This window comes from Pseudoalteromonas aliena SW19, from assembly GCF_014905615.1.
In the GTDB taxonomy this organism is placed as follows: domain Bacteria; phylum Pseudomonadota; class Gammaproteobacteria; order Enterobacterales; family Alteromonadaceae; genus Pseudoalteromonas; species Pseudoalteromonas aliena.
Window position 1 is genome coordinate 104003 of record NZ_AQGU01000029.1, and the last position, 11866, is coordinate 115868.

Genomic DNA, 11866 nt, shown 5'->3' on the forward strand with positions numbered 1-11866 from the left:
AAGTACTTGACATATTTTTCGAAATCTATATAGTGGGCTGCAGCTAGAAAGAAAGCATGTAAGCTATAAATCTCCATTTCGATGTTGTATAAGTAATACTTGTAGTACCGTCCTGAAGTTTTTAAAGTACCATCTCATTTTTTGCTACACCCGCTCATATGAGCATATTTTTTATTTTATATCAGGATATTACAATGTCTAACATCGTATCAGGTACAGTTAAGTGGTTTAACGAGTCTAAAGGTTTTGGTTTCATCGAGCAAGAAAATGGCCCAGACGTTTTCGCACATTTCTCAGCAATCAAAAGCGAAGGTTTTAAAACTCTTGCTGAAGGCCAACGTGTAGAGTTTACTCTTTCACAAGGTCAAAAAGGTCCTCAAGCTGATAACATCACAGCTGTATAATTTTACTTTTTAAGTAAAATGAAAAAAAAGCGCTTAAGGCGCTTTTTTTGTGCCTGAAACAAACCTAACTTATTCAACAACCACGACCTAATACCAAGGATCACAATTAAAGTGCTTCGATTTGACCCCAAGGTCTAATATAAACAACTATTAAGTGACAGGGTCACGTGGTTAATAAAAAGCCTCTATAGCTTTAATTAGTAAAAGCCTAGAAGAAAGCGAGTTCAAGCACCGCTGAACTAATACCACTTATTGTTAGTCATTTACCTCACCTGCACATCATTTAATTCAAAAGCCGAGTGTAATTTAACTCATTTATCGTAAGGGCTTCTTTTAGTTTTGCTCACTTCTTTGTGCGCTTCTTCCATTTTTTCTATAAGAACTTTATCTGTATCTTTATTTGCAGCTAAATAAGCAACCGTTGTTAATGCATCTATTTTAAAAATAAATTTTAAGTGGCCAGGTTTAAGTTTAAAGTGATCACTATATTGGAGCATATAAAGCGGGTCATCCAATATTAGGTCTACTTTTTTGGCTAGTAGTAACTTATAAGAATGCTGTATATCTGAAGTTATAACGCCCTCAAACCCCATTTTAGTGAGAGTTTGGGTTGAGAAGTCGTTATGTTGCATAGCTATTTTGTAATTTTTCGCTTGGTTAATATTATTGATTACTATATCGGTTCTGTCTGATAGCCCAACAAACCCCATTTCAAAGCGACCAATTTCCCCTACCCACTGAAATTGATCTTCACGTTCTGGCGTTCGAGCAATGCTGTAAATAAACGCGTTTTTCTTCTCGCTTACCATTTTATAGGCGCGGGCCCAAGGGTACATTTGTATGTTTGGCGTTAAATCAGCCTGTTTAAATATATCTCTTATGTACTGTGTCCCTTTACCTTGAACTTCACCGTCTATTAAAACTTGATTAGGTGGCGCTAATTCTGTAACAACGAGTAAAGGCTCTTCAGCTAAAGTACTAAATGATAAAAAAAGGATAAAAAAGGTCAGATTATATTTCACTACAACTAGTCATTTTTGGCTTGAAAACACTTAATTAAGTGTGGTTTAAAATTGTTAAATTTACAAAGTATTAGCGGTTAATTGAGTTGTAAAAATCTCATAATGAAAATAAATAGAAGGATATAAGAAGAAAGGTTACTTTATTAAAGCCCTAAAACGATAAAAGGGCCTTGCGGCCCTTGGTGAAGTATCGTTCAAATCAGATAGTGCTTTAACCCCTTAAAGCGCTATCCTATTGTTTTGCAACACCGGTTATTTGTCTCTATCAGTTTCTAAGCTAGCGAGAGGAAAAAACCAGCAATTGCTGCGCTCATAAGGTTAGCCATAGATCCTGCTAACACTGCTCTGAGCCCTAAGCGTGCGATATCCTTCCGCCTGCTAGGCGCCATACCGCCTAACCCACCTAGTAAAATGGCTATCGATGATAAATTAGCAAACCCACAGAGTGCGAATGTAACAATCGCTTGTGTGTGTGCGCTTAACGTATCGCGATAATTTATAAAGTCTAAGTAAGCAACAAATTCATTTACTACTATCTTTTGACCAATAAAACTGCCGGCTATAATTGCTTCATCCCATGGCACACCAAGTAACCATGCAACTGGGGCAAATACATAACCTAAAATTTCTTGTAGTGTTAATGTTGGATAATCAAACCATCCACCAATACCACCTAATAAACCGTTTAGTAACGCAATTAATGCGACAAAGGCAAGTAACATTGCACCAACATTAAGTGCTAAGTGCATACCGTTTGCTGCACCAGATGCCGCAGCATCAATTACATTTACAGGTTTATCTTCATCATCTAAATCTAAATCGGCCAAGTTATCCTTAGGTGTTTCAGTTTCTGGTACGATCATCTTGGCCATTAAAAAGCCGCCAGGCGCTGCCATAAAACTTGCTGCTATTAAATACTTAAGCTCAATACCAATAATAACGTAACCGGCCATTACAGAGCCTGCTACTGTGGCTAGGCCACCAACCATAACTGCAAACAATTCTGATTTTGTCATCGTTGCAATAAATGGTTTAACAATAAGTGGTGCTTCAGTTTGGCCAACAAAAATATTGGCGGTTGCTGAAAGTGATTCTGTACGTGAGGTTTTCAATAATTTTTGTAAACCACCGCCCAAAATCTTAATGATCCAGTCCATAATGCCAAGGTGATATAACACAGCAACCAATGCTGAGAAAAACACGATAACGGGCAAAACCTGAATCGCAAAAATAAAACCGAGTGTGTCTTGTGAAGCAAGCGGGCCAAATAAAAACCCAATACCGTCGTTAGCATAACCAATAACTGATGAAACGGCTGCTGACATGCTCGTTAATACATTTTTTCCTGCTTCAAAAAATAATACAAAACCGCCAATAACAACTTGCATAGCAAATGCTATACCAACGGTTCTTAAATTAATTGCCTTGCGATTAGTCGAAGCTGCAAAAGCAATGCTCAGTAGCACACACATGCCTACTAAGCTCATAAATGTTGTCATACAAATGTTTCCCGTTGTTATTCTTGTAGTAAATATTTTATCTTGCTTTTAATAATATCAATCGCAACACGATTCATACCGCCTCGAGTCACAACTAAATCGGCGTTATGCTTCGAAGGCTCAATAAATTGATAAAACATCGGTCTAACAGTTGCTTGATATTGCTCAACAACGGATTGTAATGTTCTGCCTCGTTGCTCCATATCACGTTGCATACGGCGCATTAAACAAATATCTAAAGGTGTGTCTATAAACACCTTAATATCAAATTCTTTATTAAGTGCTTTATCACTCAATAATAAAATACCTTCAACAATGAGTATTTTTGCAGCGGGGACACGTCGTGTTTTTTCACTGCGTGTATGCTGCGCATAATCATAACTAGGTACTTCAACTGAGTTGCCACTGCGAAGTTGCGTTAAATGCTCTAACATTAACGCGTGCTCAAATGCATCAGGATGATCGTAATTCGTTTGCGTACGATGAGCCATCGGCAAATGCGACTGATCCTTGTAATAAGCATCTTCTTCAATAATGGCGATAGCGCCTGGTTCAAGCTCATTAACCAATTCATTATAAATTGTTTGGCTAAAAAGGGATTTGCCCGACGCCGATGCGCCTGCAATAGCTATAATAGTAGTTCGTGTCACTAAAGTTCTCACCCACACAGAAGGATATATTGTTGGTAGATCACAATAGCAAAAAAGACACGATTAATCTCTTTTGCTTCGCTCAGAACGTAAATTTATAATGTTTAGGTTTTATGAAACAGGACTTTTGTCCTGTACGGAAAATTCCAAGAGCAGATAAAGTAACCACCTAGAAACAAAGTGAGGTCAAAATGACAAGAGCAATTATCTTAATGGCAGATAGCCTAGGAATCGGTGCAGCACCAGATGCAGATAAATTTGGTGATCTTGGCGCAAATACATTCGCTCACTTACTAAAAGCATATTACGACGAAACAGGTACTGCGTTGTCACTTCCTAATTTATCTAAACTAGGATTAGTTGATGCGTGTGAAGCTGCCGGTGGCGAACCGTGTTTAATTTCAAATCGCCAAGCACCACAAGGTGCATGGGGTTACGCTAAAGAGATATCAAGCGGTAAAGACACACCATCGGGTCATTGGGAAATGGCGGGGGTTCCTGTGTTATTTGATTGGGGATATTTCCCAAAAACACAGCCAAGTTTCCCACAAGAATTTATAGACGAGTTTATTGCTCGTACAGGTATTCCAGGCATTTTAGGCAATTGCCATGCATCAGGGACGACCATTTTAGAACAGCTAGGTGAAGAGCATGTAAAAACAGGTAAACCAATCTGTTACACCTCAGCTGATAGCGTGTTTCAAATAGCCGCGCATGAAGAGTCATTCGGCCTAGAGAAGCTTTATCAAGTTTGCGAAATCGCACGGGCGCTACTTGATGAAATGAACATAGGACGAGTGATTGCGCGGCCATTTTTGGGTTCAAATAGTCAAGACTTTGCTCGAACGGGTAATCGTCGTGACTATTCAGTACTCCCGCCAGCGCCTACGTTGCTAGATGTATTAGCAAAGGACGGCGGCGAAGTAATTAGTATTGGTAAAATTTCAGACATTTACGCGCATCAAGGCATAACCCAAAAGCATAAAGCACCAGGGCTTATGAACTTGCTAGAAAAAACCAGCGAAGTAATGAAAAGTGCGCCAGATCGTAGCCTGATTTTTACTAACCTAGTTGATTTTGATGAAAAATTTGGTCATCGCCGTAACCCAGTAGGTTACGCAAAAGCATTAAAAGAATTTGATGACTATTTACCCACTATACTTAATCAGTTAAACGCAGATGACGTGTTAATGATCACTGCAGATCACGGCTGTGACCCTACCTTTCCAGGTTCTGAGCACACTCGTGAATACGTACCCGTTATTGCATATCAACCGGGTATGAGTAATACAGCATTAGGTGAACGCAACAGCTTTGCAGATATAGGTCAAACACTGGCACAGTGGTTTAGCTTATCTGCGCTTGATTACGGCGACAGCTTTTTAAATGAGTTAACAACGCCAAATAAAAAGGAAAACAATTAATGAGTACTCCGCATATCAGTGCAAACGTTGGTGATTTCGCCGAAACAGTATTAATGCCAGGCGATCCGCTACGTGCGCAATATATTGCTGAAAACTTTTTAGATGATGCAGTACAAGTGACAGGCGTACGTAACATGTACGGTTTTACTGGTACTTATAGAGGTAAGCCAGTAAGCATTATGGGTTCAGGCATGGGTATTCCATCTATGTCTATTTATGCGCGTGAGCTAATTGTAAGCTTTGGCGTTAAAAATATTATTCGTATTGGTACGTGTGGTGGTATTGGTACAGATATAAAAATCCGCGACGTAATTTTTGCACAAGGTGCAAGTACTGATTCAAACGTAAACCGTGCTCGTGTTCGTGGCTACGACTTTTCTGCAATCGCTAACTTTGACCTGCTTTTAAACGGCGTAAACGCTGCAAAAGAGCTAGGTATTAAAGCTAAAGTAGGTAACGTATTTACGACTGATACTTTCTACCAAGCAGACGACTCTTTTTATAAAGACTTAGACAAGTTAGGCATGCTAGCAGTAGATATGGAAACAGCCGGTTTATATGGCGTTGCAGCTGAATACGGTGCAAACGCAATGGCATTATTTACAGTAAGTGACCACGTGATCACTGGCGAAGCAACACCTGCTGATGAGCGTCAAAGCACGTTTAACGAAATGGTTAAAATTGCACTAGAGTCAATAGCTTAAATAATACATAACAGTTCCTTGGTAACGTATTCACTAAGTTTTGGAGACACGCCCAAAGTGAAGTGAGACTAAACCTCCAAAGCCGCATTTTATGCGGCTTTTTTTATATCTTTATTTTTGATATTTATGCAACTTTGATTCTGAGAAACCTAAACTCAGTAACATTAATTAAATTTTTGTAATTATTTGTATTTATTAAATCATTTTTATATTTTAATCCTAATAACTTATTACTATTTTGTATATATTTAGTACTTAAGTGGCGACTTTTAAGTGGTTTTGAGGTAATTTGTTATACTATATGTGAAATTAGTATTAGGTTGTTCGGTAAATGTTAATAGTAGACAGTGGATGTTCAAAAAACTTAATTTTTCCTGAAGAATATTTTGAATACGATATAGCTAGTTATCATTTCCATTTTCAGCCTATTTATTGCTTAAAAACGGGAAAAATTAAGCTATACGAAGCGTTATTACGTAACAGCGAATCGACTACAAATATTGAAAAAACAGTAATGGCATTAATTTCACAAGGAAAAGAGGATTTATTAACATTGCACACGCTTAGTGCAGTAAAGCCGTTTTTTTCAGATAAGATAAAAAGCCCGCTTAGTTTTTCTCTAAACTTTGAGCCCGCACAAATTGCTTCCTCTCGATTTCCTGCACTCGTAAAATACTTTTTTAATCGTTTTAATATACCCAAGCAAAATGTAATGCTGGAGATTACTGAACGCGCCTGCTCTACAAAAATGTACCAATCAATGATTAAAAATATAGAAAAGTTAATTACCGAAGGATTTGCTTTTGCAATGGATGATTTTGGTACCGGTATGTCTAATTTTGAGTTGTTATCGCAGCTAAATATAAAACTAATTAAAATTGATGGCTGTTTTATTAATAGCGCATTTGATAATAGCTACTCTAAAAGTATTATCGAAATGGCAGCCACCTTTAAAGAAAAGTTTAATTGCTCAGTGTGTATAGAAGGTCTTGAAACTCAAGAGCATATTGATTTTGTTAAAAAACTGAACTTTTGTTTTGGTCAAGGCTATGCACTTGCAAGACCAGCACCGCTTAGCCCTATTTTTGCGTAAATAAAAGATCACCTCGCTCTAATTTCCCCTGTATGTTCACTTAGCTTAGTGCTAATGTTTACCTTATAAAGCTTACTTTTGCAGTGAGTAATGTTTAAATTACATATTAACTCGCTTAATTAAGTGAGCTATTTTGAGGTAAGAAAATCGTGTCGATAACAAGGCAAAAATTTCGTTATTTATTCTATATCAGAAGTTTTTAACGCAGTTAACGTCAGGTTTAATCCCTCAAATTGATTAAGTATTTTTGCGGATTGGTATTATTGATAGTTAAACTCTGGAGTCAAATATGTCGAACTGGGTTGATGCAAGCGTAAAAAAAGTAACGTGGTGGAACGAAACGCTTTTTAGTTTAACGTTAAACGCCGATGTTGAGCCATTTAAAGCAGGGCAATTTACAAAACTTTCAGTAATGGATAACGACAAACGCATCGTGCGTGCATATTCATATGTAAACTCTCCCGAAAATAACGATTTAGAATTTTACCTCATTAACGTAGCCAATGGTTTACTATCGCCACGCTTAGCCAAGTTGCAGCCAGGTGATACCGTTTTAATTGAGCGTCGTGCAACAGGCTTTTTTACCTTAGATGAAATACCACAAAGCGAGCAACTTTGGATGCTTAGCACTGGCACTGCTATCGGCCCATTTTTATCAATGCTACAACAATCTGAAATATGGCAAAAATATCAATACATCAATTTAGTACATGGCGTACGTTATAATAACGATTTGAGCTATCAAGAGCTTATTAATGAGTTGCTAAAACAGTACCCTGATCAGCTTAACTATATCCCCGTTGTTAGCCGTGAGAAGCCATTACAGGGGCTAAGTGGTCGAATTACCAATGCTATCGCTAATAAAACCTTATTTGAACACGTAAAACTAAGCCCAACTGCAAATAATGCTCAGTTTATGATTTGTGGAAACCCGCAAATGGTTAAAGACACAACCGAGTTACTTATAGGGCAAAACTTTAAGCGAAACCGCCGCAGAGAGCCTGGCCAAATAACGGTTGAACAGTACTGGTAAAGAGGAGTTTAGCAGCATGCGCGCACTGCAAGTACATAATAACTACCCGAAAACTCTAAAATTTGCTATGTTGCGTGACTAACAACGTTTAGTGTTCATATTAGGAAAACTATGAAATCGTTATCTATTATTTTTGCTTCATTAATTACCTGTTTGGCGTTGAGTAGTTATGTTGCTGCTCAGCAATCTGAATCAGATGAAACTAAAAAAGCAAATACAGAACAAACGACAAACGATAAAATCAACACGCTAGAATATTCAGCGCCTGTGCTAAAAAAACCAATTATAAACAATACTAAAGTTGATGACTCTAAAGTATTGGGTAGTGAAGCTGCGCAACCAGTTACAAAACCTAAAAGTAAAATAGAAAAAGCAGCGGCTGTAGCGCAAGCTGAAAAAGTAGTGGCGCAAGCAAAAGAAGCACTAACAGCCAAACAACAAAGTAAAGCAAAGCAGTCGCGCGAATCACTTGCTGTGGTTGAGCAATTAATTAAAGCCTATAATGCACGAAACATAGAAGAATTTATTCGTGTATATGCTGAAGATGTAGAGTTTTATATTTTTCCTAATGAGCTATTATTTAAAGGAAAAGAAAAACTAATAGCACGTTATGGGCTAATGTTTAAAAAGCTAAAGTGTATCCACTCATCGCCTATTAAACGTATAGTGCATGGGGATATAGTGATTGACCATGAGTTATCAGAAACTTGCTCAACCGACGAAAACGTCGTAGATAAACGTTCAGAGCTTGTATCTAGTTATCAAATTAAAGACGGAAAAATAATCCGCGTATTATTTTTTCGTTAAAGGATTATTATGCAAATAAGTGAAGAAAAAAAAGTCCGTTTAATGTATCGAGTTGAGCCTGGTTGTTTAGGACCTGATGGTGCAAACCATATAGAAGATTTTTGTCGCTTTGCGAATAAGCATATTAAGTCGCCGTATTATGGTCAATTTGTATTTTTACCACGTTACGATAAGCAAGTCGGTGAGCGTCAATATAGCGTAAACAGCCGAAATTTATCTCAAGCGCAGGCTAAAGCATATTTAAATCACTTTGAAATAGAAATTGAGCATTTTGAAGAGCAGCTTGATGAATTGCTTACTAAAGCGATTGATTTATACTTTAAACGCTAACATTTTTACAAAGCGTAGCGCCGTATTCTATGTAGGCGTAGAGCTTGCTCACGCGAGAAGCGCAGCTTCTAATTACTGAGTCATTTAAAAACTGTGTTTTTATACGCCAGCAAGCTGCGCGTCTACAAGTTAGAGCAAATAATGAGGCCGAGTTTAAACATTTTAATGTAGGCGTAGAGCTTGCTTACGGCAGAAATGCAGCCTCTAATTATTTACCCATTTAAAAACTGCGTTTTTACACGCCAGCAAGCTGCGCGTCTACAAGTTAGAGTAAGTAATGAGGCCGAGTTTAAACATTTTAATGTAGGCGTAGAGCTTGCTTACGGCAGAAGCGCAGCTTCTAATTATTTACCTATTTAAAAACTGTGTTTTTACACGCCAGCAAGCTGCGCGTCTACAAGTTAGAGCAAACAATGAGGCCGAGTTTAAACATTTTCATGTAGGCGTAGAGCCTGCTCATGGCAGAAACGCAGCCTCTAATTATTTACCTATTTAAAAACTGCGTTTTTACACACTAGCAAGCTGCGCGTCTACAAGTTAGAGCGAATAATGAGGCCGAGTTTAAACATTTTCTTGTAGGCGTAGAGCTTGCTCACGGCAGAAGCGCAGCTTCTAATTATTTACCTATTTAAAAACTGCTTTTTACACGCCAGCAAGCTGCGCGTCTACAAGTTAGAGTAAGTAATGAGGCGAGTTTAAATATTTTCATGTAGGCGTAGAGCTTGCTCACGCGAGAAGCGTAGCTTCTAATTACTTAAATGCTACAAAAAGGGCATACGCCCTTTTTTATCAGCTTAATTAAACTGGCTCACCGGCCACAATGGTATTAAAGCTTTCGTTATCATGCAGGCTTGCAAATGCGCTTTCATGTAATAACTCGTTTCGTAAATTAGGTGAATAATCTAATGCCATTTTTATATCAGCCAAGGCATCTGCGTGTTTATGTGTAAGCGCATAAGCACAGGCGCGTTGCCAGTAAGCGTAGCCATAATCGCTGTCTATATCAATGGCTTGATTGCATAGCTCAATGGCTTGTGCAGTTTCGTTTATCTCTAATAATGCATCGGCTTTATAAGCAATTGCTTCTACATCTTCTGGTTTACGTTGTAAAATTTCGTCAAATATTTCAATTTTATTGGCAAAATCACTTTCTAAATTTGCGCGCATCCACAGAGAATGAACCTCATTGGTGACCGATATGCGTTCTTGGTTACTCAGTATTTCTTCAGAGCGCACACGTAATTTTTCCTCTAGAATTTTTAATCTATCCTCGTATTCATCAGTAATAACACTTACGCGTGTATTTACAATATCTTCTACTTTGTTTTTAACATCGCGTAGCGAATTCCAGCCAACCAATACTAAAATTGATGCTGTTGCGGTAATAATAAAAAATACATTATTAATCGTATCGGTGGTGTAAGTTATTGCACGATCGGCGGTATCAAGTTGTGCGTGAGTAACTTGTTTAGTGACATCTTCACGTAGCTTTTGTTGATCTTGACGGACGGCTTTTAATTCATCTAAAACGTAGCGCTCCAAAAGCGGTTTATACATTGGCTCTTTTAATCGATTTAATTCTTGTTGTTGTTCTTGTGCTGTGAGCACATTAGCTTTTTGTTCTGCTGCGTTCACTGTGGCCGACAAAAGTGTAAAGCAAACAAATAGTAATGATATGTAATAACGCATTGGTACGCCTAGTTAAATTAATTACGAGTGTAACTTTAACACGCACAGCTAAAAGGCACAAAGCTAGCTAAGCCAAAAATTTTGCAAAAAAAAAGCCAGTTCAAGGAGAACCAGCCAAAACTGCTTAAACAACAAAAAGTTGTAGGGAATCACAGGAGAATAAATTACATACTAACCACATCTAACTGAACTATAACTTAATTTAATTCAATTAGTTAAAAACTTAAAAAAGGTAGAAAGTAAAGGTGTATTGGGCTTATGTAATACACCTTTATCATAACTACAATTTCATGGCGAAGGGGGGTGTTCCAATGTGCGCTTGAGTAAACTAAAGCCACTTTCAAACCCTTCACATACCATTACGGCAAAATATTTCGATTCGATCACCACTATTTTAAAAAGATTGAATAGTTGAGTTCTAGGGCGTGTTGACCTTTGTGGATTGAAATTTGTTCAATCTAGGGGCGATTTAATCGCGGCGCGAGGTTTGTAACCTAGTGGGCTAAGTAAAAATCGAGCAACAAAGAGTTAATTGCCCCTAGAAAGAACCCAAAGGGCAGCGCATGTTTGGCATTTATGCTGCGTTATCGCCTATTTATGGGGAATAACCACACTGCATAGGCTCTGCCTTGCCTAAATACCAAACAGTCTGCTGCAAAATCAACCACCAAAGGTCAACACGCCCTAGGGCGTATTGACCTTTGTGGATTGAAATTTGTTCAATCTAGGGGCGATTTAATCGCGGCGCGAGGTTTGTAACCTAGTGGGCTCGGTAACTGCTCCTGCGTTACTCTAATGGCTTACATCCCTGTAAGAATAAGTCAAAACCGAGCAATAAAGAGTTAATTGCCCCTAGAAAGAACCCAAAGGGCAGCGCATGTTTGGCATTTATGCTGCGTTATCGCCTATTTATGGGGAATAACCACACTGCATAGGCTCTGCCTTGCCTAAATACCAAACAGTCTGCTGCAAAATCAATCACGAAAGGTCAACACGCCCTAATACCCATCAAAATTATAAATCGGTGCAATCGTTTTAAACTGTGAGCCAGCGCTGGTATAGCATAATTTATACGCCTATATTAAGGATACGTAAGTTTTAGGTAGGCACACTGAGTGATACGTAAGGCAATTAAATAAAAATAGCCGTTACTTTATTAAGCACAACATTATGCATAAACGATGAAATTGATTAAGTATTTTTACTTTCCA

At 38.1% G+C, this 11866-nt stretch carries 13 protein-coding genes; 9 read left to right on the top strand and 4 right to left on the bottom strand.

All coding sequences use genetic code 11. The features are described 5' to 3' along the window. Positions 1-194 precede the first annotated feature (194 nt). Positions 195-404, top strand: coding sequence for a cold-shock protein (locus PALI_RS16930; protein WP_002959120.1), 210 nt, complete (start codon positions 195-197; stop codon positions 402-404). Between the two features lie 311 nt (positions 405-715). Here the strand turns inward: PALI_RS16930 and PALI_RS16935 are convergent, their stop codons facing one another. From PALI_RS16935 to udk, 3 genes are all read right to left on the bottom strand, one after another. Continuing rightward, positions 716-1426 carry a substrate-binding periplasmic protein gene (locus tag PALI_RS16935; RefSeq protein ID WP_171037498.1) on the bottom strand — a complete coding sequence of 237 codons (711 nt, stop codon included), beginning with the start codon at positions 1424-1426 and terminating at the stop codon, positions 716-718. Between the two features lie 272 nt (positions 1427-1698). Continuing rightward, positions 1699-2925: a NupC/NupG family nucleoside CNT transporter gene (locus PALI_RS16940; RefSeq protein WP_077535428.1), complete on the bottom strand. Its 1227-nt coding sequence runs from the start codon at positions 2923-2925 to the stop codon at positions 1699-1701. 17 nt (positions 2926-2942) lie between these two features. After that, on the bottom strand, positions 2943-3575 hold the full coding sequence (gene udk / locus PALI_RS16945; RefSeq protein WP_077535429.1) for a uridine kinase: 633 nt from the start codon (positions 3573-3575) through the stop codon (positions 2943-2945). A 191-nt stretch (positions 3576-3766) separates the two neighbouring features. Between udk and PALI_RS16950 the strand changes: the two genes are divergently transcribed. The 8 genes from PALI_RS16950 to PALI_RS16985 all read left to right on the top strand — a co-directional run bounded on the left by PALI_RS16950 (position 3767) and on the right by PALI_RS16985 (position 9462). Beyond that, positions 3767-4999, top strand: a complete 1233-nt coding sequence (locus PALI_RS16950; RefSeq protein WP_193156810.1) for a phosphopentomutase — start codon at positions 3767-3769, stop codon at positions 4997-4999. Next, positions 4999-5703 carry a purine-nucleoside phosphorylase gene (gene deoD, locus PALI_RS16955; protein WP_193156811.1) on the top strand — a complete coding sequence of 235 codons (705 nt, stop codon included), beginning with the start codon at positions 4999-5001 and terminating at the stop codon, positions 5701-5703. Before PALI_RS16950 ends, deoD begins: the two co-directional genes overlap by 1 nt. A 331-nt stretch (positions 5704-6034) precedes the next feature. Then, on the top strand, positions 6035-6796 hold the full coding sequence (locus PALI_RS16960; protein ID WP_077535432.1) for an EAL domain-containing protein: 762 nt from the start codon (positions 6035-6037) through the stop codon (positions 6794-6796). A gap of 289 nt (positions 6797-7085) precedes the next feature. Next, positions 7086-7829: a ferredoxin--NADP reductase gene (locus PALI_RS16965; RefSeq protein WP_138585579.1), complete on the top strand. Its 744-nt coding sequence runs from the start codon at positions 7086-7088 to the stop codon at positions 7827-7829. Between the two features lie 111 nt (positions 7830-7940). Then, on the top strand, positions 7941-8636 hold the full coding sequence (locus PALI_RS16970) for a nuclear transport factor 2 family protein (protein ID WP_193156812.1): 696 nt from the start codon (positions 7941-7943) through the stop codon (positions 8634-8636). A 9-nt stretch (positions 8637-8645) separates the two neighbouring features. After that, a complete protein-coding gene (locus tag PALI_RS16975; protein WP_138585581.1) occupies positions 8646-8966 on the top strand; it encodes a hypothetical protein in 321 nt (106 codons plus the stop codon). Between the two features lie 44 nt (positions 8967-9010). Further along, positions 9011-9190, top strand: a complete 180-nt coding sequence (locus tag PALI_RS16980) for a hypothetical protein (RefSeq protein ID WP_193156813.1) — start codon at positions 9011-9013, stop codon at positions 9188-9190. Between the two features lie 92 nt (positions 9191-9282). Next, positions 9283-9462, top strand: coding sequence for a hypothetical protein (locus tag PALI_RS16985; protein ID WP_193156814.1), 180 nt, complete (start codon positions 9283-9285; stop codon positions 9460-9462). A 302-nt stretch (positions 9463-9764) separates the two neighbouring features. On the opposite strand, the gene PALI_RS16990 is transcribed toward PALI_RS16985, so the two are convergent. After that, positions 9765-10655 carry a tetratricopeptide repeat protein gene (locus PALI_RS16990; protein WP_077535437.1) on the bottom strand — a complete coding sequence of 297 codons (891 nt, stop codon included), beginning with the start codon at positions 10653-10655 and terminating at the stop codon, positions 9765-9767. Positions 10656-11866 lie beyond the last annotated feature (1211 nt).

Excerpts from the sequence above, each read along its gene's own strand:
- PALI_RS16950 (WP_193156810.1), top strand. The coding sequence starts at position 3,767 with ATGACAAGAGCAATTATCTTAATGGCAGATAGCCTAGGAATCGGTGCA.
- PALI_RS16970 (WP_193156812.1), top strand. The coding sequence starts at position 7,941 with ATGAAATCGTTATCTATTATTTTTGCTTCATTAATTACCTGTTTGGCG.
- PALI_RS16990 (WP_077535437.1), bottom strand. The coding sequence starts at position 10,655 with ATGCGTTATTACATATCATTACTATTTGTTTGCTTTACACTTTTGTCG.
- PALI_RS16975 (WP_138585581.1), top strand. The coding sequence starts at position 8,646 with ATGCAAATAAGTGAAGAAAAAAAAGTCCGTTTAATGTATCGAGTTGAG.
- PALI_RS16940 (WP_077535428.1), bottom strand. The coding sequence starts at position 2,925 with ATGACAACATTTATGAGCTTAGTAGGCATGTGTGTGCTACTGAGCATT.
- PALI_RS16930 (WP_002959120.1), top strand. The coding sequence starts at position 195 with ATGTCTAACATCGTATCAGGTACAGTTAAGTGGTTTAACGAGTCTAAA.
- deoD (WP_193156811.1), top strand. The coding sequence starts at position 4,999 with ATGAGTACTCCGCATATCAGTGCAAACGTTGGTGATTTCGCCGAAACA.
- PALI_RS16960 (WP_077535432.1), top strand. The coding sequence starts at position 6,035 with ATGTTAATAGTAGACAGTGGATGTTCAAAAAACTTAATTTTTCCTGAA.
- PALI_RS16965 (WP_138585579.1), top strand. The coding sequence starts at position 7,086 with ATGTCGAACTGGGTTGATGCAAGCGTAAAAAAAGTAACGTGGTGGAAC.